This window comes from Streptomyces sp. NPDC087215 (genome assembly GCF_044744885.1).
Taxonomy (GTDB): domain Bacteria; phylum Actinomycetota; class Actinomycetes; order Streptomycetales; family Streptomycetaceae; genus Streptomyces.
Genome location: NZ_JBIUZD010000009.1, coordinates 120,745 through 141,642 on the forward strand (window position 1 = coordinate 120,745; position 20,898 = coordinate 141,642).

Genomic DNA, 20,898 nt, shown 5'->3' on the forward strand with positions numbered 1-20,898 from the left:
GATCCCCAAACACAGCCGCGAGGCTTCCGGACGATCCGCCTCTACGTAGTGCGGCATCTGTTCGAAAACCGCCGCATCGCGCGGAACGTTACCGTATCGCGATCAGATGACCACTTCGACGCCCTCGCCAGGCGGATTACCTGATACCCGTTCGGACTCAAGAGCGTTCTGAAGGATGATCACGGCGGCGGCCTGGTCGATGACGGACCGTCCCTTCTTCGCCTTCACCCCGGAGGCCCGCAGCCCCTGCGTCGCGGTGACCGTGGTCATCCGCTCGTCGACCAGCCGGACCGGCACCGGGGCGATGCCCTTGGCCATCTCCCCCGCGAAGGCCCGGACCTTGATCGCGGCCGGACCCTCCCGCCCGCTGAGCGAGCGGGGCAGGCCCACGACGACCTCGATCGGCTCGTACTCCGCGACGATCTGGCGGAGCCGCCGGTGGGCGGCCGGGACGTCACGCCCCGGCACGGTCTCCACCGGCGTGGCGAGGACCCCGTCGGGGTCGCACGAGGCGACCCCGATCCGGGCGTCCCCTACGTCCACCGCGATACGGCGGCCGCGACGGATCGTCACGCGGTCTCCCCCACGAGGCGCTCGACGGCGGCGATGGCGTCGCCGACGGCCGACGGGTCCTGGCCTCCGCCCTGGGCGACGTCCGGCTTGCCGCCGCCACCGCCACCGAGGGTCTTGGCGGCGGTGCGCACCAGCTCACCGGCCTTGAGACCGCGCTCGCGGGCGGCCTCGTTGGTGGCGATGACCGTCAGCGGCTTGCCGCCCACCGCGGTGAAGAGGGCGACGACGGCCGGACGGCCGCCGGAGATGCGCTCGCGCACGTCGAGGACCAGCCTGCGCAGGTCGTCGGCGCCGGTGCCGTCCGGGACCTGACCGGTCACGAGGGCCACCCCGCGCACGTCCCGGGCGGAGTCGACCAGACCGGCGGCGGCCTGGAGGACCTTCTCCGCACGGAACTTCTCGATCTCCTTCTCGGCGTCCTTCAGCTTGCCGAGCATCGCGGAGATCTTGTCGGGCAGCTCCTCCGGACGTCCCTTGACCAGCTCCTGGAGCTGGGCGACGACCGTGTGCTCCCGGGCGAGGAAGTTGTACGCGTCGACGCCGACGAGGGCCTCGATGCGGCGCACGCCGGAACCGATGGAGGACTCGCCGAGCAGCTTCACCAGACCCAGCTGGGCGGTGTTGTGCACATGGGTGCCACCGCACAGCTCCTTGGAGAAGTCGCCGATGGTGACGACACGGACCTGCTCGCCGTACTTCTCCCCGAACTCGGCGATGGCGCCCTGGCGCTTGGCCTCGTCGATCGGCATGACCTCGGCGTGGACCTCCAGCTCGCGCGAGAGGACCTCGTTGATCTTCTGCTCGACATCGGTGAGGACGGCGCCGGGGACGGCGTTCGGCGAACCGAAGTCGAAGCGGAAGCGGCCCGGCTGGTTCTCGGAACCGGCCTGGGCGGCCGTCGGGCCGAGGGCGTCGCGCAGCGCCTGGTGGGTGAGGTGGGTGGCCGAGTGGGCGCGGGCGATGGCCCGGCGGCGGCGCACGTCGATGGCGGCGTAGGCGGTGGCACCCACCGTCACCTCGCCGACCTGCACGGAACCCTTGTGCACGGAGACGCCCGGGACCGGCTGCTGGACGTCACGGATCTCGATGACCGCGCCCGAGTGCAGCTTGATGCGGCCCTGGTCGGCGATCTGGCCGCCGCCCTCGGCGTAGAAGGGGGTGCGGTCGAGGACGACCTCGACCTCGTCGCCCTCGGAGGCGGCGGGCGAGGGGACGCCGTTGACGAGGAGACCGACGACCGTGGTCTCGCCCTCGGTGTTGGTGTAGCCGGTGAACTGGGTGGCGCCGCTGGTGTCGGCGATCTCCCGGTAGGAGGTGACGTCGGCGTGGCCGGTCTTCTTGGCCCTGGCGTCGGCCTTGGCCCGGTCCCGCTGCTCCTTCATCAGACGGCGGAAGCCGTCCTCGTCCACGGAGAGGCCCTGCTCGGCGGCCATCTCCAGGGTGAGGTCGATCGGGAAGCCCCAGGTGTCGTGGAGCAGGAACGCCTTGTCGCCGGAGAGGACCGAACCGCCGGTGGCCTTGGTCTCGGTGACGGCGGTGTCGAGGATGTTGGTGCCGCCCTTGAGGGCCTTGAGGAAGGCGACCTCCTCGGCCAGCGCCACGGTCTCGATGCGCTTGCGGTCGGTGATCAGCTCCGGGTACTGCTCGCCCATGGTGTCGATCACGATGTCGACGAGCTCCTGGACGACCGGCCCGGTGGCGCCGAGCAGGCGCATGTTGCGGACGGCACGGCGCATGATGCGGCGCAGCACGTACCCACGGCCCTCGTTGCCCGGGGTGACGCCGTCACCGATGAGCATCACGGAGGTGCGCATGTGGTCGGCGACCACGCGCAGCGAGACGTCGCTGTCGTGGGCCTTGCCGTAGGCGACACCGGTCAGCTCGGTGGCCTTGTCGATGACGACCTGGAGGGTGTCCGTCTCGTACATGTTCTGGACGCCCTGGAGGATCATCGCCAGGCGCTCCAGGCCGAGGCCCGTGTCGATGTTCTTCGAGGGCAGCTCGCCGAGGATCGGGAAGTCGTCCTTGCCGGAGCCCTCGCCGCGCTCGTACTGCATGAAGACCAGGTTCCAGATCTCCACGTACCGCTCGTCGTTGACGGCCGGGCCGCCCTCGACGCCGAACTCGGGGCCGCGGTCGTAGTTGATCTCGGAGCACGGGCCGCAGGGACCGGGGACGCCCATCGACCAGTAGTTGTCCGCCTTGCCGAGGCGCTGGATGCGCTCGGCGGGGACACCGACGACGTCACGCCAGATCTGCTCGGCCTCGTCGTCCTCCTGGTAGACCGTGATCCAGAGCTTCTCCGGCTCCAGCCCGTAGCCGCCGTGCTCCACCGGGGAGGTCAGCAGCTCCCAGGCGAGCTTGATGGCGCCTTCCTTGAAGTAGTCGCCGAAGGAGAAGTTGCCGCACATCTGGAAGAACGTGCCGTGGCGGGTGGTCTTGCCGACCTCTTCGATGTCGGGCGTGCGCACGCACTTCTGCACGCTGGAGGCGCGCGAGAAGGGCGGCTTGACCTCACCCAGGAAGTAGGGCTTGAAGGGCACCATGCCCGCGGGGACGAGCAGCAGAGTCGGGTCGTCCGCGATGAGCGACGCCGAAGGGACGACGGTGTGCCCGCGCTCCTCGAAGAAGCTCAGCCAGCGGCGGCGGATTTCAGCCGACTCCATCAGTGGTCCTCATTCCGGTTGTACGAGATCGTGGGAATTACGTGCGGGGTGGGATGCGCGGTGGGCCCGAGGGCGGTCCTGCGGCGCGGCTCCGGAAGCTCCCGGCCCGGCCCGGCGGGCGCGTCCAGACCGAGTGCCTCCTCCAGCTCCGCCTCCCGCTGGACCATGCCCGCCCTGACGTCGAGGGCGAAGTCCTTGAGACGGTGGCCGGTCTCGACCGCCTTGTTCGCCGCCTGGGCCGCGAGGCTCTCGGGGGTCAGCTGCTTGAGCTTCTGGTTGACCTTGGTGGTGGCCCACACGCCGGCGGCTGCGCCGGCCGTGAACCAGAACGTACGGCGGAACATCGGGTTCAGCCCTTCTGCTTCCGGCGTCGTGAGGACGGCACGGTACGGCCGACGATCACCGTGCGCCGCCCGCGCGGTTCCGGCGCGCCCCCGTCGGCGCCCCGGTCCCGGCCGAGCGCCTTGCGCACGCCGTAGCCGAAGGCGGCGACCTTGACGAGCGGGCCGCCGAAGGTGGAGGCGACGGTGGAGGAGAGCGCGGAGGCGTTGGAGGTGACTTCCTGGACGTCGGTGGCGATGGCGTCGACCCGGTCGAGCTGGGTCTGCGCCGAGCGCACGGTCGCGGAGGCGTCGGCCAGCAGGGGAACGGCCTGCTCGGTCACGTCCGCCACCAGCCTGGTGGTCGCCCTGAGCGTCTGCGCCAGCCTCACCAGCACCACGGCGAGGAAGGAGACCAGGATCGCCCAGAAGACGGCCACCAGAATCCCGGCAACCTCTCCACCGGTCACTCTGCACCGCTCCCTGTTGTCGTCGGCGTTGTCGTCGGCCCTGCGAAAATACGTCCTCCGAGCCTATCGCGCCCCGACTGTCCCGCCGTACCGCATTACCGGGTGCGGGAGGAGGGGCGGCAGAGCCGATTGTACGGAGCGCGCGCGGGTGGGTACGCTCCGTGTCCCATGCGACGGAGCAATCTCCCGGCGGAGCTGAATCGGTTCGTCGGACGGGCCGCCGAGCGGGCCGCGCTGACGGCGCTCCTCGACACGTCCCGGCTGGTCACGGTCGTGGGGGTGGGGGGTGTCGGCAAGACCCGGCTCGCGCTGCGGGTCGCCGCCGAGGTGCAGAAACGCTACGGCAGCGGGGTCCGGCTCGCCGCGCTCGCACCGCTGCGCGACCCCGCTCTCCTCGCGCACGCCCTGGTCGAGGCGCTGGGTCTCACCGACCACACCCCCCGCACCGCCCGCGAGGTGCTCCTCCACCGTCTCGCGGAGGGCGAGACGCTCCTGGTGGTGGACGGCTTCGAGCACCTGGCGGTGCCCTGCGCGGCGCTCCTGCGGGAGCTGCTCGAACACGCCCCCGGGCTCACCGTGCTCGCCGCCGGGCGCCGGGCGCTGCGGGTGCCGGGCGAGGCGGTCCTGCCGCTGGCTCCGCTGGACGCGGCGGACGCGGCGGCGCTGCTCGCCGAGCGGGCGGTGGAGGCGGGGGCCCCGGCGCTGCCGGAGGACGCCCCGGCCGGGGGCGCGGCGGCGGTGGCCGAGCTGTGCCGACGCCTCGACGGCCTCCCGCTGGCCCTGGAGCTGGCGGCGGGACGGCTGCCGTTGCTCTCCGTCGAGCAGGTGCTGCACCGCCTCGACGACCGGTTCCGGCTCCTCTCGGACGGTGTCCCCGGTCCCCTGGCCCGGCACCGGACGCTGCGCACGGCGATCGGCTGGAGCCACGAGCTGTGCACCCCGGAGGAGCGGCTGCTGTGGGCGCGGCTCTCGGTCTTCCCCGGGCCCTTCGACCTGGAGGCGGTGGAGTACGTGTGCGGGGGCCCGGAGCTGGCGCCCGAGCGGGTGCTCGACGTGCTCGGGGGGCTGCTCGCGCAGTCGCTCCTGGTCCGGGAGGACGGTCCCGTGGGCCCGGTGTACCGGATGCTCGACACGGTCGCCGCGTACGGGGCGGAGTGGCTGGCGGCGCTGGGCGACACAGAGCGGATGCGGCGGCGGCACCGGGACTGGTACGTGGGCCTCGCCACCTGGTGCGAACTGGAGTGGTTCAGCCCGCGCCAGCCGGAGGCGGCGGTCCGCGTCGAGACCGCGCTCCCCCATCTGCGGGCGGCGCTGGACCTGTGCCTGGAGCTCCCGGAGGACACGCACCTGGCCCAGCACCTGGCGGGCACCCTCTGGTTCGCGTGGGTGGGCTGCGGGCGTCTGTCGGAGGGGCGGCACTGGCTGGAGCGGGCGCTGGCGCCGGAGTCGGAGCAGGAGGCGGCGCGGCTGAAGGCGCTGTGGGTGCTGGGGTACGTGACGGTGCTCCAGGGCGACCGGGCGGCGGCGGTGGCGGCGCTCCACGAGTGCCGGGAGGGGGCCAGGGCCTCGGGGCACGCGCTCGCGGAGGCGTACGCGACGCACCGGATGGGCTGTCTGGCGCTGCTGACGGACGATCTGCCCCGGGCCGAGGAGCTGATCGGCCGGGCCCTCGACGCCTATCGGGAGCTGGGCGAGCTGAACAGCAATGTGCTCATGGGGCAGGTGGAGCTGGGGATGGCGCGGGCCTTCGGGGGCGATCTGGAGGGGGCGGTCGCGCTCTGCCGCGAGGTGCGGGAGATCTGCCGGGAGAGCGGTGAGCTGTGGACCCGGGCGTACGCGCTCTACGTCCTGGGGTACGCGGCGTGGACGCGGGGCGCGCTGGCGGAGGCGCGGGAGCTGCTCACCGAGTGCGTGCTGATCAACCACACGTTCCGGGACCTGGTGGGTCTCGTCCTCGCGGTGGAGCTGCTGGCGCTGGTGACGGTGAGCGGGGGCGATCCGGTGGAGGCGGCCGTCCTCCAGGGGGCGGCGGCGCCGATGTGGGACGCGGTGGGCGTCCGGTTCTTCGGTTCGGCGGCGTTCGACGGGCCGCGGGCGCTGTGCGAGCGGCGGTCGGCCGAGGCGCTGGGGCCGGTGGCCTTCGAGGCGGCGTGCGATGAGGGCCGGGGGCTCTCGGCGGCGGAGGCGGTGGAACGGGCGCTCGCGGTGGGCCGGGGGCCGGGCGGTGCTCCGGCGGCGGCTCCGCGCCCCTTCCGTACGGCGGGTCCCGGGGCGGCCCCGGGAACGCGGAAGCCCGCCGGCTCCCCCACCTTCAAGGGCGGGGAAGCGGCGGGCTGAACACCGCGGGGGTGGTACGACGCCGTGCTGGGATCAGCGGGCGTAGTACTCGACGACCAGCTGCTCGTCGCAGATGACCGGGATTTCCTTGCGGTTCGGGTCGCGGTCGAGGCGGAAGGCCAGGGCCTTCAGGTTGACCTGCAGGTAGCGCGGGGTCTCACCGTCGGCGGCGAAGCCACCCTCACGGGCGACCTCGAACAGCGGCTTGGTGCGGCTGCGCTCGCGGACCATCACGACGTCGTCGGGACGGACGCGGAAGGACGGCTTGTCGACCTTGCCACCGTTGACCTGGATGTGGCCGTGGACGACCATCTGGCGGGCCTGGTAGATGGTGCGGGCGATGCCCGAACGCAGGACCAGGGCGTCGAGGCGACGCTCGAGCTCGACGACCAGCGCCTCGCCCGTCTTGCCTTCGGCCTTCTTGGCGCGGTCGTAGGCGCGGGCCATCTGGCGCTCGCTGATGTCGTACTGGGCGCGCAGACGCTGCTTCTCGAGCAGACGGACCTTGTAGTCCGAGTTCTGCTTGCGGCCACGGCCGTGCTCGCCCGGCGGGTAGGGGCGGGCCTCGAAGTACTTGACGGCCTTGGGGGTCAGCGCGATGCCGAGGGCACGCGACTTCTTGACCTTGGGACGGGACTGGTTCGGCATGAACCAACCTCTCTCAATGGATACGAAAACGGCTTCACCAGGGTTCAGGGAGGTCGCATCCGCAGCCGGGGAAACCCGCGGGTCCGTACGAGACGGGCCTGCCGGGCAGCCGCCCCCAGGTCTGGGCACATACGTGCAGCACGCGAACGACCCATCGCCGTTCCCGGAGGACCGGGTGGTGATGGGTGGCACGCGACACCTTCGAAGGTGCGCGACGCTCCTGGAAACCCCGCCCGTGGGCCGGGTCTCCTGCTGACTGTCCCGTTCTGGTGGTGCCGACCGGAGCCGGACACGGGACGCAGCGATCCGGACCAGTGTACCGGTTCCGGAAGGCGCCCCTCACCGAGGTCCGGTGACGGGGGCCGCGCGGGTGGGCGGCGCTCCGCCGGTCCGGCCCCCGCCGCCCGTCCCCGTCAGCCGCCCTCGCCCTTCAGCCGCTCCCGTACCCGCTCCACCACGTCCGCGTACCGCGCCTCCGCCCCGTACCGGGTGGGCTCGTAGTACCGCTTGCCGTGGACGGTGTCCGGCGCGTACTGCTGGGCCGCGATGCCGCCCGGCACGTCGTGCGGGTACACGTACCCCTGGGCGTGGCCCAGTTTGGCCGCGCCCTTGTAGTGCCCGTCGCGCAGGTGCGGCGGGACCGAACCCGCCAGGCCGCCCCGCACGTCGGCGAGGGCGGCTCCGATCGCGGTCGTCGCCGCGTTCGACTTCGGGGCCAGGGCCAGGGCGATGGTCGCGTGGCTCAGGGTGAGCGCCGCCTCGGGGAAACCGATCATGGCGACGGCCTGGGCCGCCGCCACGGCGATCGGCAGGGCGCCGGGGTCCGCGAGACCGATGTCCTCGCTCGCGGAGATCATCAGGCGCCGGGCGATGAACCTCGGGTCCTCGCCCGCCTCGATCATCCGCGCCAGGTAGTGCAGGGCCGCGTCCACGTCCGAGCCCCGGATCGACTTGATGAGGGCGCTGGCCACGTCGTAGTGCTGGTCGCCGTCCCGGTCGTACTTCACCGCCGCCCGGTCGACGGTCTCCTCGACCGTCGAGAGGCTGATCTCCGGCTCCCCCTTGGCGAGGGCGGCGCCCGCCGCGGCCTCCAGGGCCGTCAGGGCGCGCCGGGCGTCGCCGCCCGCGACCCGCAGCAGATGGGCCTCGGCGTCCTCCGGGAGCGTCACCGCCCCGCCGAGCCCGCGCTCGTCGGTGAGCGCCCGGGTGAGCAGGGCGCGCAGGTCGTCGTCGGTCAGCGGTTCCAGGGTGAGGAGCAGCGACCGGGAGAGGAGCGGGGAGATCACCGAGAAGTACGGGTTCTCCGTGGTGGCGGCGATGAGCGTCACCCAGCGGTTCTCGACGGCGGGCAGGAGCGAGTCCTGCTGGGCCTTGGAGAAGCGGTGGATCTCGTCCAGGAAGAGGACGGTCTCCTTGCCGTACCCCCCGACCGCGCGGCGGGCCCCGTCGATGACGGCGCGGACCTCCTTGACGCCCGCGGTGATCGCGGACAGTTCCACGAACCGCTTCTCGGTGGCCTTCGACACCACGTACGCCAGGGTGGTCTTGCCGATGCCGGGCGGGCCCCAGAGGATCACGGAGGAGGCTCCCGCGGGGCCTCCGGCGCCGTCCCCGACGAGCCGCCGCAGCGGTGAGCCGGGCCTGAGCAGATGCTGCTGGCCCACCACCTCGTCGAGGGTGCGCGGGCGCATCCGGACGGCCAGCGGGCTGCCGGCGGGGTCCTTCTCCTGGCGTTCTTCCGCAGCTGCGGTAAAGAGGTCGGGCTCCACAGTCATGAAGCCTAGGTCACGGCACTGACAGCCCGGTGGCCGTCAGCTGGTCCAGAAGTCCCACCAGCGGGTCAGGATCAGCATCCCGATGATCCCGATGTGCAGGACGGGCAGGACCCAGGTGAACTCGTCGAAGAAGGTCCGCAGGCCGGCGGGGGCGGGGATCGTGCCCCGTCGCACGTTGTGCGAGGTCACGTACCAGAACATGACGATGGTGGCGACCCAGGCCAGGCAGCACCACAGGCAGAGGGAGTTGATCTCGTACAGCGACTGGTACATCAGCCAGGTGCAGAAGCCGACGCCGAAGAGCGTGCCCGCGTTGAGGCCGAGCCAGTACCAGCGGCGGTAGCGGGCCCCGGCCAGGAGGCCCACCCCGATGGCGACGACCATGGCGTACGTGACGAGGCCGAGCAGGGGGTTGGGGAAGCCGAAGACCGAGGCCTGCTCGCTCTTCATGATGTTGCCGCAGGAGACGATCGGGTTCAGGCTGCAGCCCGGGGTGAAGGAGGGGTCCTCCAGGAGCTTGAACTTGTCGATGGTGATGACCCAGGCGGCGAGCACGCCGGCCGCTCCGGTGATCACGAGGAGCCACGCGAGGGCCTTGCCCGCCCCGATCGTGTCGGCGTCGTTCCGGCCGGACGCGGCCTCGTCCACCGCTGCCTTCGTCATGTCGTCTTGTTCCCTCGGTCGCGGGCCTGCTGGGCAGGGTCATTCTGCCGTACGGGGCCCGGCCCCCACCGTTCGCGGGGGATAAGCGAGGGGGGCGTGAGGGCGAACGGGAGGGGCCGGGCCACGCGTGCGCGTGGCCCGGCCCCTCCTGCCGTTCGTGCCGCGTCAGGCCAGCTGGGCCCGGACCGCGTCGAGGAGGTCCGCCACGGCGACGGCCCGCTGCTCGCCGGACTCCATGTCCTTGAGCTGGACGACGCCCTCGGCGAGGTCGCGCTCACCGGCGACGACGGCGAGGCGGGCGCCCGAGCGGTTGGCGTCCTTCATGGCGCCCTTGAGGCCCTTGCCGCCGAAGGAGAAGTCCGCGGCGACGCCCTCCCGGCGCAGCTCGGTGACCTTGCCGAAGAGGACCCGGCGCGCCTCCTCGCCGATGGCCACGGCGAAGACGCTGGTGGCGGACGGCAGGTCGAGCTCGACGCCTTCGGCCTCCAGGGCGAGGACCGTGCGGTCGACGCCGAGCGCCCAGCCCACGGACGGCAGCGCGGGGCCGCCGATCATCTCGGAGAGGCCGTCGTAGCGTCCGCCGCCGCCGACCGCGGACTGCGAGCCGAGGCCGTCGTGGACGAACTCGAAGGTGGTCCGGGTGTAGTAGTCCAGGCCGCGCACCAGCTTGGGGTCGTCCTCGAAGACCACGCCCGCCGCGGTGATCAGGGCGCGCACCTCCTCGTGGTAGGCGGTGCAGGCCTCGCACAGGTGGTCGCGGAGGAGCGGGGCGTCGGCGAGCTGCTTCCGCACGGCCTCGCGCTTGTCGTCGAGGACGCGCAGCGGGTTGATCTCGGCGCGGCGCAGGGTCTCCTCGTCGAGGTCGAGGCCGCGCAGGAAGCTCTGGAGGATCTCCCGGTAGACGGGGCGGCACTCCTTGTCGCCGAGCGAGTTCAGCAGGATGCGGAAGTCGCGCAGGCCGAGGGAGCGGTAGGCCTCGTCGGCCAGGATGATCAGCTCGGCGTCGAGCGCCGGGTCCTCGGCTCCGATCGCCTCGGCGCCGACCTGGGAGAAGTGGCGGTAGCGGCCCTTCTGCGGGCGCTCGTAGCGGTAGTACGAGCCGGAGTACCAGAGCTTGACGGGCAGGTTGCCCTGCTTGTGGAGGTTGGCCTCCAGGGCGGCGCGGAGCACGGACGCGGTGCCCTCGGGGCGCAGGGCGAGCCGGTCGCCGCCCTTGGTCTCGAAGGCGTACATCTCCTTGCTCACGATGTCCGTGGACTCGCCGACACCGCGGGCGAAGAGGTTCACGTCCTCGAAGCCGGGGGTCTCGACATAGCCGTAGCCGGACCTGCGCAGCGGCGCCGAGATGGCCTCGCGGACCGCGAGGTACGTCGCCGAGTGCGGCGGGATCAGGTCGTAGGTGCCCTTGGGGGCCTTGAAGGTGCTCACGTAGGTCGTCACATTCCTCGTCGGGGAGCCTTCGTACCGCTGCTCCCTTGGCGGCTCGCGGCCACGTCCCGCAGATAGGGGTTGGTGGCGCGCTCCTGGCCGATGGTCGTCTGGGGACCGTGTCCCGACAGCACCACGGTCGAGTCGTCGAGCGGCAGGCACACGCGGGCCAGCGAAGCGAGCATCTCGTCCATGTCACCGCCGGGCAGGTCGGTGCGTCCGACGGAGCCGGCGAACAGCAGGTCCCCGGAGAAGAACACGGAGGGGATCTCCGTGGTCTCCGGCATCCTGAAGGCCACCGACCCCTTGGTATGGCCGGGCGCGTGGGCGACGGAGAACTCCAGACCGGCGAGGTTCAGCGCGGCACCGTCGGTGAGCTCCCGCACGTCGTCGGGCTCTCCCACGGTCAGCTCGCCCATGAGGGGCATCCCGATGGAGCGGCCGAGGGCCTTCTCCGGGTCGCTCATCATGTAGCGGTCGGACGGGTGGATCCACGCGGGGACGTCGTGCGCGCCGCAGACGGGGACGACGGAGGCGACGTGGTCGATGTGTCCGTGGGTGAGGACGACGGCGACGGGCTTGAGGCGATGCTTCTTCAGCGTCTCCTCGACTCCCTGGGCGGCCTGGTGGCCCGGGTCGATGATGACGCACTCCTCGCCCGCGGCGGGGGCGACCAGGTAGCAGTTGGTCCCCCAGGCCCCGGCCGGGAACCCGGCAATCAGCACGTTCGTCCTTAGTTGTCGTCCGGCGGTGGGCTCGGAGATCCCGGAAATCGCGGGATCCAGCAGATCAGAGCCTACCGGCGGTGCCGGTTCCACAGCCAACCCGTATACGGTACGGGCACATCCGGCCAGGACAAGAACAGACGAGCGAGGGAGCGGATCCGGTGGTCACCAGCGATCAGCGGCGGCGGCAGCTTGCCAGGGAGAAGTACGCGCGGCAGCAGCAGCGGCGCGAGGAACACCAGCGCAAGGCGAAGCGCCGCAACGCCGTGATCGCGGCGGCCCTCGCGGTGGTCCTCGCGGCGGGCGGCGCGGTGTACGCGTCCGTGGCGCTGACGGACGACGACAAGAAGGGCTCGGACGCCGGGGCGGCTCCGGAGGGCACGCCCTCGACCCCGGGGCCCTCGGCGAGCGAGCCCGCGGCTCCGGAGCCGGAGATGGCGGTCGACGCCAAGGCCACGTACGCCATGGCGCTCGACACGAACGAGGGTGCCGTCACCTTCACCATGGACGCGGCGAAGACCCCGCGCACGGTGAACTCGTTCAAGTACCTCGCCGACAAGAAGTACTTCGACGGGACCAAGTGCCACCGGCTCACCACGCAGGGCATCTTCGTGCTCCAGTGCGGCGACCCCAAGGGCGACGGCACCGGCGGCCCCGGCTACAACATCCCGGACGAGAACCTGACCGCGCTGGGCAAGGCGGGCGCGGACGGCTCGGTGACCTTCCCCGCCGGTACGGTGGCCATGGCCAACACCGGGCAGCCGGGCACCGGCGGCTCGCAGTTCTTCCTGGTCTACAAGGACACCAAGCTGCCCCCGACGTACACCCCGTTCGGCAAGATCGACGCCGCCGGGCTCAAGGTCGTGCAGAAGGTGGCGGCGGCCGGGGTCGAGGGCGGCGCCGCGGACGGCGCCCCGAAGAAGGCCGTCACCGTCGCGAAGGCGTCCGTGACGAAGAAGTGAGCCGGGGTCCGCACCCGCGCGGGACCGGCGAATCTCGGTCGCGCTGAGTGCGGACAGCCGGGGCGCGGTTCGCCTAGATTGGCGTTGTGCAGCGTTGGGCCGTAGGCCGCGCTGCGGAAGGCGGGCGAGGCCCGCCGGGAAACTGTGGACGATGCCCGGGGGGTACCACCCCACGACGGCATCATGGTGAGGAGGCGCTGTGAGCAGCGACCCGTGGGGCCGCGTCGACGAGACGGGCACCGTGTACGTGCGGACGGCCGAGGGCGAGAAGGTCGTCGGTTCGTGGCAGGCCGGCACCCCTGAGGAGGCTCTGGCCTACTTCGAGCGCAAGTACGAGGGCCTGGTGGTCGAGATCGGCCTCCTCGAGAAGCGGGTGAGGACCACCGACCTCTCGGCGAAGGACGCCACGACGGCGATCGAGCACATCCGGCAGCAGGTCGACGAGCACCACGCCGTCGGTGACCTGGCCGCGCTCGCCACCCGGCTGGACAAGCTCGTCGGGACGGTCGACTCGCGCCGCGAGGAGCGCAAGGTCCAGAAGGCCAAGCAGACCGACGAGGCCCGCATCGCCAAGGAGAAGCTGGTCGTCGAGGCCGAGGAGCTGGCCGAGAGCGAGCAGTGGCGCTCGGCGGGCGAGCGCCTGCGGGCCCTGGTGGACATCTGGAAGGGCCTTCCCCGGCTCGACCGGAAGTCCGACGACGAGCTGTGGCACCGCTTCTCGCACGCCCGCTCGGCGTTCTCGAAGCGGCGCAAGGCCCACTTCGCCGCGCTGGACTCGCAGCGCGAGGACGCCCGCAAGGTCAAGGAGCGTCTGGTCACCGAGGCGGAGTCGCTGTCCCGTTCGACCGACTGGGCCGGCACGGCGGCGCGCTACCGCGACCTGATGACGGACTGGAAGGCGGCGGGCCGGGCGCAGCGCGAGCACGAGGACGATCTGTGGAACCGTTTCCGCGGTGCCCAGGACGTGTTCTTCGCGGCGCGCGGGGAGGTCTTCGCCGAGCGGGACTCGGAGCAGACCGAGAACCTCAAGCTGAAGGAGGACCTCGCCGCCGAGGCCGAGAAGCTGGTGCCGGTGACGGACCTGAAGGCGGCCCGTGCGGCCTTCCGCTCCCTCAACGAGCGCTGGGAGGCCATCGGGCACGTACCGCGGGACGCCCGTCCCAAGGTCGAGGGCCGGATGCACACGGTGGAGCGGGCGATCCAGGAGGCCGAGGAGGGCGAGTGGCGCCGGACGAACCCGGAGGCGCGCGCGCGTGCCGCGGGTCTGACCGGTCAGCTCCAGGACGCGGTGGAGAAGCTGCGCAAGCAGATCGACGCGGCCCGTGCCGCGGGCAACGACGCGAAGGCCGACAAGCTCTCCCGTGAGCTGGAGGGCCGCCAGGCCCTGCTCGACCAGGCGCTGAAGGGCCTGGTGGAGTTCGGCGGCTGAGGCCGGTGACCCCGTACGAGGAAGGCCCCCCGGCGTGCTGCCGGGGGGCCTTCCTCGTGGTGTGCCGTGGGCGGCGGGGCCGCCGGGCGGGTCTTCCGGCGGGTCTGCCGGACCGTGCTCGGCTCGTGGAGCGGCCCGGGGGGGACCGGCTACGGCCTGCGGGCCGAGGTGACGCGGTACACGTCGTAGACGCCCTCGACGCCCCGGACCGCCTTCAGGACGTGCCCCAGGTGCTTCGGGTCGCCCATCTCGAAGGTGAAGCGCGAGGTGGCCACCCGGTCGCGGGAGGTCTGGACGGCCGCCGAGAGGATGTTGACGTGCTGGTCCGAGAGGACCCGGGTGACGTCCGACAGCAGCCGGGACCGGTCCAGCGCCTCGACCTGGATGGCGACCAGGAAGACGGACGACTGGGTGGGGGCCCACTCGACTTCCAGGATGCGCTCGGGCTCCCGTGAGAGCGACTCCACGTTGACGCAGTCGCTGCGGTGCACCGACACGCCGCTGCCCCGGGTGACGAAGCCGATGATCGGGTCGCCGGGCACGGGGGTGCAGCAGCGGGCCAGCTTGACCCAGACGTCCTCGACGCCCTTGACGACGACTCCGGGGTCGGAGTTGGCGCGGCGCTTGGAGCGGCCCCGGACGGGCGGCGCGGTCTCGTCGATGTCCTCGGTGGCGGCCTCCTCGCCGCCGAGGGCCTGGACGAGCTTCTGCACGATGGACTGGGCGGTGACATGGCCCTCGCCGATCGCCGCGTACAGCGAGGAGATGTCGCTGTAGCGCAGCTCGTGCGCGAGGGTGACGAGGGAGTCTCCGGTCAGGATCCGCTGGATCGGCAGGTTCTGCTTGCGCATGGCCCGCGCGATGGCGTCCTTGCCCTGCTCGATGGCCTCGTCGCGGCGCTCCTTGGAGAACCAGCCACGGATCTTGTTGCGGGCGCGCGGGGACTTGACGAAGCCCAGCCAGTCGCGGGACGGACCGGCGCCCGCCGCCTTGGAGGTGAAGACCTCGACCAGGTCGCCGTTGTCGAGGGTGGATTCGAGCGGCACCAGGCGTCCGTTGACCCGCGCCCCTATGGTGCGGTGGCCGACCTCGGTGTGGACCGCGTACGAGAAGTCGACGGGGGTGGCTCCGGCGGGCAGGGCGATGACATCGCCCTTGGGGGTGAAGACGAAGACCTCGTTGCGCGAGAGGTCGAAGCGCAGCGACTCCAGGAACTCGCTGGGGTCCTCGGTCTCCTTCTGCCAGTCGAGGAGCTGGCGGAGCCACGCCATGTCGTTGAGGTGGTCGTCCTTGCCGGTCTTCTTCGGCACGTCGGCGCGGACCTTGGAGGCGCCCGCGACGGCCTCCTGCTTGTACTTCCAGTGCGCGGCGATGCCGTACTCGGCGCGCCGGTGCATGTCGAAGGTGCGGATCTGGAGCTCGACGGGCTTGCCGTTGGGTCCGATGACCGTCGTGTGCAGCGACTGGTACATGTTGAACTTCGGCATCGCGATGTAGTCCTTGAACCGGCCGGGGACCGGGTTCCATCGCGCGTGGACGGTGCCGAGCGCCGCGTAGCAGTCGCGGACGGTGTCCACGAGGACGCGGATGCCGACCAGGTCGTAGATCTCCGCGAAATCACGGCCGCGGACGATCATCTTCTGGTAGACGCTGTAGTAGTGCTTGGGGCGGCCGGTGACGGTGGCCTTGATGCGGGCGGCGCGGAGGTCGGCCTGGACCTCGTCGGTCACTATGGCGAGGTACTCGTCCCGCTTGGGGGCGCGCTCGGCGACGAGCCGGACGATCTCGTCGTACATCTTGGGGTAGAGGATCGCGAAGGCGAGGTCCTCCAGCTCCCACTTGATGGTGTTCATGCCCAGCCGGTGCGCCAGCGGGGCGTAGATCTCCAGGGTCTCGCGGGCCTTCTTCTCCTGCTTCTCCCGCTTGAGGTAGCGCATGGTGCGCATGTTGTGCAGGCGGTCGGCGAGCTTGATGACCAGGACGCGCGGGTCCTTGGCCATGGCGACGACCATCTTGCGGACGGTCTCGGCCTGCGCCGCCTCGCCGAACTTGACCTTGTCGAGCTTGGTGACGCCGTCCACGAGCAGGGCGACCTGGTCGCCGAAGTCGCGGCGGAGGGTGTCGAGGCCGTACTCGGTGTCCTCGACGGTGTCGTGCAGGAGTCCCGCCATCAGGGTCGCCGGGTCCATCCCCAGCTCGGCGAGGATGGTGGTGACGGCGAGCGGATGCGTGATGTACGGGTCGCCGCTCTTGCGCTTCTGGCCCCGGTGCCAGCGCTCGGCGACCTGGTAGGCCCGCTCGACCTGGCGGAGCGTGGCCGTCTCGATCTTCGGGTCGTTGGACCGGACGATCCGGAGCAGCGGTTCGAGGACCGGGTTGTACGGGGAGGAGCGCTGGACGCCCAGCCGGGCGAGGCGGGCGCGGACGCGGTTGGACGAGCCGCCGGAGCGGCCGGGCGCGGCCGGAGCGGGCCGTACGGGCGCGGGCGCCGGGGTCCCGGGGGCCGGTGCGGCAGGCGTGGGCCCGGTCTCCGCCGGCTTGTTCTGGGGCGTGCCCGTCCCCTGCGCTGCCTGGTCGGCCTTCGGGTCGGGCTGCGCGGCGGAGAGTGACTGGGCCTCGTCTGGCAAGAGCGCTCCTCGTGCGGTTCCGGGTCCCCCGGTCAGGCCCGGAGATCCCATGGTATCGAGCCGGGGGGCGCACCGCTCACGCGCCCGGGGCGTGGACGTGCCCGGTCGCGCGGTGCCTCCGCTCCCGGAGTGGCGCGGACCGGCGCACTCCGGAAAACGACGGGGGCGCCCCGGGGATTCCCCGGAGCGCCCCGTACGGGCCTGGGCCCGACGTCAGACGGTGATCAGCGCGGTGAGCGGCGCCCCCTTCAGGGCGGGCTCCAGCCGGGCGCGGCCGGGCAGGAAGCCGAGCTCCATGAGGACCGCGACGCCCGCGACCTCGGCACCGGCGCGCCGGATGAGCTCCAGCGAGGCCTCGGCCGTCCCGCCGGTGGCGAGGACGTCGTCGATGACCATCACGCGGTCGCCCGCGGCCAGGTCCTCGGCGTGCACCTCGATCTCGGCGGTGCCGTACTCCAGCTCGTACGCCTGGCGGAGCGTCGCCCCGGGGAGCTTTCCGGCCTTGCGGACCGGGATGAAGCCCAGGCCCGCGCGGACGGCCACCGGGGCGGCCAGGATGAAGCCGCGCGCCTCCAGACCGACGATCTTCGTCGCGCCGTGCGCGGAGCACAGGGCGGCGAGGGCGTCGGTGAGGGCGGTGAACGCCTCCGGGTCCGCGAGCAGCGGGGTGATGTCCTTGAACAGCACGCCCGGCTTCGGGTAGTCGGGGACGTCACGGATGCGGCTGAGCAGGAGCCCGGTGACGTCCGGGGCCTCGGTGGTCATCCTCGGCGCTCCTGGGCGTGGCCCCGGCGGCCGGACTGCGAGCCGACCACGGCGGCCTCGGACAGCTCGTCGCCGTCGTCGAGGGACTCGCCCTTGGCGGAGGCGGCGGCCCGCTTGGCGAGGACGCGCTTCTTCATCGCCTTGATCGCCGGGTCGCGCTCCTTGAGGTCGGCGACCAGCGGGGTGGCGATGAAGATCGACGAGTACGCACCGGCGGCGAGGCCGACGAACAGCGACAGCGAGATGTCGTTGAGCATACCCGCGCCGAGGACACCGCCACCGATGAAGAGCAGGCCCGCGACCGGCAGCAGCGCGACGACGGTGGTGTTGATCGAACGGACCAGGGTGCCGTTGATCGAGCGGTTGGCCAGCTCGCTGTAGGTGAAGCGGGTCTGCTTGGTGACGTCCTTCGTCGACTCCTTGAGCGAGTCGAAGACGACCACGGTGTCGTACAGCGAATATCCGAGGATCGTCAGCAGACCGATGACCGTACCGACGGTGACCTCGAATCCGACCAGCGAGTAGATGCCGACCGTGATCGTGAGGTCGTGGATCAGGGCGATGAGCGCCGCGACCGCCATTCTCCACTCGAAGGCGATGGCCAGGTAGATCACCACGAGGACCATGAAGACCGCCAGGCCGGTCCAGGCCTTGTTGGCGATCTGCTCGCCCCAGCTGGGACCGACCAGCTCGGCGGCGATCTTGTCCTCGGGGACGGCCAGGTCCTTGGCCAGCTCCGTGCGGACCTGGTCGGACTGCGCGGTGTCGAGGCCGCCGACCTGGATGCGCAGGGAGCCGTTGCCGAGCTGCTGGACGATCGCGTCGTGGCCGGATGCCTCTTCCGCGTACTCCTGGGCCTGGCTGACGCTGACGTTCGACTTCGGGGTGGTGAAGACCGCGCCGCCCTGGAACTCGATGCCCATGTTGACGCCGCGGACGGCCAGGGCCGCGATGGCGGTGATCGTGATCAGGATGGACAGGCCGTACCAGATCTTGCGGTTGCCGATGAAGTCGTAACCGATTTCACCGCGGTGGAGCCGGGCACCGAGATCTCCGAGCTTCGACATCTCACGCCTCCTTCGGGTCGACAGGGCCAGAGGCGGTGGCACGGCGGGTACGGCGCAGCGGCGGCTGGGCGCCCAGGCGCTCCGGGTCGAGGCCGGACCAGGCGTGGCCGTTGCCGAAGAACTTGGTCCGCGCGAGGAGCGTCATGACCGGCTTGGTGAAGAAGAACACGACGACGACGTCGAGCAGGGTGGTCAGGCCGAGCGTGAACGCGAAGCCCTGGACCTTGCCGACGGTCACGACGAAGAGCACGGCCGCGGCCAGGAACGACACGAAGTCGGAGACCAGGATGGTGCGGCGGGCGCGCGGCCAGGCGCGCTCGACGGCCGGGCGGAGCGTACGGCCCTCGCGGAGTTCGTCGCGGATGCGCTCGAAGTACACGATGAACGAGTCCGCGGTGATGCCGATGGCGACGATGGCGCCGCAGACGGCCGGCAGGTTCAGCGCGAAGCCGATGGCCGGGCCGAGCAGGGACATGATCACGTAGGTGAGCAGCGCGGAGACGCCGAGGCTGAGGATGGCGATCAGCGACAGGCCGCGGTAGTAGGCGACCAGGTAGATGATGACGAGACCGAGGCCGATGGCACCGGCGATCAGACCGGCCTCCAGCTGGTCGCCGCCGAGCGCGGCGGTGACGGTGTCGACGCTCTGGGTCTGGAAGGACAGCGGCAGGGCACCGTAGGACAGGATGTTGCCGAGGTCCTGGGCGGACTGCTGGTTGAAGCTGCCGGAGATCTCGGCGCTGGCGCTGAGGGTCTGGCGCACCGACGGGGCCGAGACGACCTCGCCGTCGAGGACGATCGCGAAGCGGTTCTGCGGGTCGGTCTGGGCCGACAGCTTGCTGGTGATCGACTGGAACTTCTTCGAGCCGGAGCCCGTGAAGTCCATGGTGACGATCCACATGCCGCGCTGCTGGTCGAAGACGCCCTTGGCGTCGTCGACGTCGCGGCCCTCGACCTCGGCCGGGCCGAGGATGTACTTCGACCAGGCGCCGGGGCCGTCCTCACCGCAGGCGACGGTGGGCTCGGTGGGCTTGACGCCCTGGCCCACGGTGGTCCGCTGCTTGGGGTCGAGGCAGTTCAGCTGGGTGAACTTCTTCTCGAGCGCCGCGGTGGCCGCGTCGGGCTTCGGGGCCTCCGTGGGGGTGCCCGTGGCCTTCGGCGTCGCGGAGGCGGTGGCCGTGGCGGTGGGGCTCGGGGCCTTGAGGGCCTCGGTGAGCGCACGGCCCTGGGTGGCGCCGGACGTCGGCGTCTTCCCGTCGGCGGTCGCGCCGGAGGCGGTCGGCGTCGGCTTGGCCGAGGGGGAGCCGGTGGAGTCGGCGGTCGGCGCGGGCGCGGGGCCGCCGTTCGTCACCGCGAGAACGGGCCGGAAGTAGAGCTGGGCGGTGGTACCGACCTGCTCGCGGGCCTGCTTCTCGTTCGTCCCGCGAGGGATGTTGACGATGATGTTCTCGCGGCCCTGGGTCTGGACCTCTGCCTCGGAGACACCCAGACCGTTGACACGGCGCTCGATGATGTCGACCGCGGTCTTCATGTTGGTCTCGTTGACCGCCGACTCCTGGCCCGGCTCGGCCTTGGCCTTGAGCGTGATCGACGTACCACCGGCGAGGTCGATGCCCAGGCGCGGGGTGGTGTGCCCCGACCAGAACATTCCGCCGGTGAGCGCGACCATGGCGATCAGGATGAGTGCCAGGGCGCGGCCCGGCCGGCTCTGTCCCCCCGCCGGCCTTCGGCCCTTCTTCGGTGCTGCCACCTGTCGTATCTCCCTGTCCAACCGTCCCGCGCCGGGTGTGCGCGGGACGGCCACGAAGTATGTGTGGGGACCATCCCCCGCAGACGTGGAACCGTTCCGGGGACACCGCGCGCGCCCGGTGGGCGTGCGCGGTGTCCCCGGCCGCGACTACTTCGCGTCGGTCTCGCCGTCGGTCTTGCCGTCCTTCTGCCCCTCGGTCACGGCCTCGGCCGCGTCCGCCTTCTTCGTCAGGTCGGCCTTCGGCGCCGCGTCCTCGGTCTCCGTGGCGTCGGCGGTCTCGGTCAGCGAGGAGGCGTCGTCCGGGACGACCGTGTCGGTGTCCGACGCCTCGTCCTCCTCCTCGTCACCGTGGACGATCCGGTTGTACTCGGAGTCGTCGAGGACCGCGCCGATCGAGTTCTTGGCGTAGACCGCGTGCACGCCGGGGGCGACCTCCAGGAGGACGGTCTCGTCGCCGATCTCCTTGACCGTGGCGTACATCCCCCCGATCGTCCGCACGCCGGTACCGGGCTGCATGTCGTCACGCATCTTCGCCGCCGCCTGCTGCTTCTTCTTGGCGGAGCGGGTCATCAGGAACATGGCCCCGATGAGGACGATGAAGGGGAGGAGGGTCACGATGTTCACGGGACGGGTTTCCTTCGCATGGTCGCGGAGAACCGCGGCCTGATCTTCGGGGGTGGGCGCGCCGACCGG

Annotated in this window: 17 protein-coding genes; 3 read left to right on the forward strand and 14 right to left on the reverse strand. The window is 71.5% G+C overall.

Going from position 1 to position 20,898, the window contains the following annotated elements:
• Positions 1–102: 102 nt before the first annotated feature.
• From ruvX to ACIO92_RS22810, 4 genes are read right to left on the reverse strand one after another with little or no spacing between them, the layout of a single operon-like run.
• Positions 103–573 carry a Holliday junction resolvase RuvX gene (gene ruvX / locus ACIO92_RS22795; protein WP_366442481.1) on the reverse strand — a complete coding sequence of 157 codons (471 nt, stop codon included), beginning with the start codon at positions 571–573 and terminating at the stop codon, positions 103–105.
• Entirely contained in the window at positions 570–3,239 is a 2,670-nt protein-coding gene (gene alaS / locus ACIO92_RS22800; protein WP_366442480.1) for an alanine--tRNA ligase, read from the reverse strand. Before alaS ends, ruvX begins: the two co-directional genes overlap by 4 nt.
• Positions 3,239–3,583 (reverse strand): DUF6167 family protein, encoded by a 345-nt coding sequence (locus tag ACIO92_RS22805; RefSeq protein WP_366442479.1) that lies wholly within the window; start codon positions 3,581–3,583, stop codon positions 3,239–3,241. The genes alaS and ACIO92_RS22805 overlap by 1 nt, the downstream gene beginning before the upstream one ends.
• A 5-nt stretch (positions 3,584–3,588) precedes the next feature.
• Positions 3,589–4,029 (reverse strand): DUF948 domain-containing protein, encoded by a 441-nt coding sequence (locus tag ACIO92_RS22810; protein WP_366442478.1) that lies wholly within the window; start codon positions 4,027–4,029, stop codon positions 3,589–3,591.
• A 168-nt stretch (positions 4,030–4,197) separates the two neighbouring features.
• On the opposite strand from ACIO92_RS22810, the gene ACIO92_RS22815 reads away from it, so the two are divergent.
• Complete coding sequence (locus ACIO92_RS22815) at positions 4,198–6,366, forward strand: ATP-binding protein (protein WP_402282392.1); 2,169 nt, start codon at positions 4,198–4,200, stop codon at positions 6,364–6,366.
• 33 nt (positions 6,367–6,399) lie between these two features.
• Here the strand turns inward: ACIO92_RS22815 and rpsD are convergent, their stop codons facing one another.
• The 5 genes from rpsD to ACIO92_RS22840 form a co-directional block, all read right to left on the reverse strand.
• A complete protein-coding gene (gene rpsD / locus ACIO92_RS22820) occupies positions 6,400–7,014 on the reverse strand; it encodes a 30S ribosomal protein S4 (RefSeq protein ID WP_024758279.1) in 615 nt (204 codons plus the stop codon).
• 413 nt (positions 7,015–7,427) lie between these two features.
• Positions 7,428–8,783, reverse strand: coding sequence for a replication-associated recombination protein A (locus ACIO92_RS22825; protein ID WP_401237874.1), 1,356 nt, complete (start codon positions 8,781–8,783; stop codon positions 7,428–7,430).
• A 42-nt stretch (positions 8,784–8,825) separates the two neighbouring features.
• The gene (locus ACIO92_RS22830; RefSeq protein ID WP_366442476.1) at positions 8,826–9,452 is read right to left on the reverse strand and encodes a vitamin K epoxide reductase family protein; all 627 of its coding nucleotides are present in this window, start codon (positions 9,450–9,452) and stop codon (positions 8,826–8,828) included.
• Positions 9,453–9,617: 165 nt separating this feature from the next.
• Positions 9,618–10,880: a histidine--tRNA ligase gene (gene hisS, locus ACIO92_RS22835; RefSeq protein ID WP_366442475.1), complete on the reverse strand. Its 1,263-nt coding sequence runs from the start codon at positions 10,878–10,880 to the stop codon at positions 9,618–9,620.
• A gap of 8 nt (positions 10,881–10,888) precedes the next feature.
• Positions 10,889–11,605 carry an MBL fold metallo-hydrolase gene (locus tag ACIO92_RS22840; RefSeq protein ID WP_366442474.1) on the reverse strand — a complete coding sequence of 239 codons (717 nt, stop codon included), beginning with the start codon at positions 11,603–11,605 and terminating at the stop codon, positions 10,889–10,891.
• A 161-nt stretch (positions 11,606–11,766) separates the two neighbouring features.
• Between ACIO92_RS22840 and ACIO92_RS22845 the strand changes: the two genes are divergently transcribed.
• Both ACIO92_RS22845 and ACIO92_RS22850 read left to right on the forward strand, forming a co-directional pair.
• Positions 11,767–12,567, forward strand: coding sequence for a peptidylprolyl isomerase (locus ACIO92_RS22845; protein WP_366442473.1), 801 nt, complete (start codon positions 11,767–11,769; stop codon positions 12,565–12,567).
• A gap of 199 nt (positions 12,568–12,766) precedes the next feature.
• A complete protein-coding gene (locus tag ACIO92_RS22850; protein WP_366442472.1) occupies positions 12,767–13,996 on the forward strand; it encodes a DUF349 domain-containing protein in 1,230 nt (409 codons plus the stop codon).
• 149 nt (positions 13,997–14,145) lie between these two features.
• Here ACIO92_RS22850 and ACIO92_RS22855 read toward each other — a convergent pair whose 3' ends face one another.
• The 5 genes from ACIO92_RS22855 to yajC all read right to left on the reverse strand — a co-directional run bounded on the left by ACIO92_RS22855 (position 14,146) and on the right by yajC (position 20,829).
• Positions 14,146–16,623 (reverse strand): bifunctional (p)ppGpp synthetase/guanosine-3',5'-bis(diphosphate) 3'-pyrophosphohydrolase, encoded by a 2,478-nt coding sequence (locus tag ACIO92_RS22855; RefSeq protein WP_366442471.1) that lies wholly within the window; start codon positions 16,621–16,623, stop codon positions 14,146–14,148.
• A gap of 213 nt (positions 16,624–16,836) precedes the next feature.
• Positions 16,837–17,388: an adenine phosphoribosyltransferase gene (locus tag ACIO92_RS22860; RefSeq protein ID WP_402282395.1), complete on the reverse strand. Its 552-nt coding sequence runs from the start codon at positions 17,386–17,388 to the stop codon at positions 16,837–16,839.
• Complete coding sequence (gene secF, locus ACIO92_RS22865; RefSeq protein WP_366442469.1) at positions 17,385–18,455, reverse strand: protein translocase subunit SecF; 1,071 nt, start codon at positions 18,453–18,455, stop codon at positions 17,385–17,387. The genes ACIO92_RS22860 and secF overlap by 4 nt, the downstream gene beginning before the upstream one ends.
• Before the next feature lies 1 nt (position 18,456).
• Entirely contained in the window at positions 18,457–20,205 is a 1,749-nt protein-coding gene (gene secD / locus ACIO92_RS22870) for a protein translocase subunit SecD (RefSeq protein ID WP_366442468.1), read from the reverse strand.
• Positions 20,206–20,352: 147 nt separating this feature from the next.
• Entirely contained in the window at positions 20,353–20,829 is a 477-nt protein-coding gene (gene yajC / locus ACIO92_RS22875; protein WP_366442467.1) for a preprotein translocase subunit YajC, read from the reverse strand.
• Between the last annotated feature and the right edge of the window lie 69 nt (positions 20,830–20,898).

What these genes read in the sequence shown, in the direction of transcription:
- ACIO92_RS22830 (WP_366442476.1), bottom strand. Translation starts at nt 9,452, where the DNA reads ATGACGAAGGCAGCGGTGGACGAGGCCGCGTCCGGCCGGAACGACGCC.
- ACIO92_RS22815 (WP_402282392.1), top strand. Translation starts at nt 4,198, where the DNA reads ATGCGACGGAGCAATCTCCCGGCGGAGCTGAATCGGTTCGTCGGACGG.
- alaS (WP_366442480.1), bottom strand. Translation starts at nt 3,239, where the DNA reads ATGGAGTCGGCTGAAATCCGCCGCCGCTGGCTGAGCTTCTTCGAGGAG.
- secF (WP_366442469.1), bottom strand. Translation starts at nt 18,455, where the DNA reads ATGTCGAAGCTCGGAGATCTCGGTGCCCGGCTCCACCGCGGTGAAATC.
- rpsD (WP_024758279.1), bottom strand. Translation starts at nt 7,014, where the DNA reads ATGCCGAACCAGTCCCGTCCCAAGGTCAAGAAGTCGCGTGCCCTCGGC.
- ACIO92_RS22805 (WP_366442479.1), bottom strand. Translation starts at nt 3,583, where the DNA reads ATGTTCCGCCGTACGTTCTGGTTCACGGCCGGCGCAGCCGCCGGCGTG.
- ACIO92_RS22860 (WP_402282395.1), bottom strand. Translation starts at nt 17,388, where the DNA reads ATGACCACCGAGGCCCCGGACGTCACCGGGCTCCTGCTCAGCCGCATC.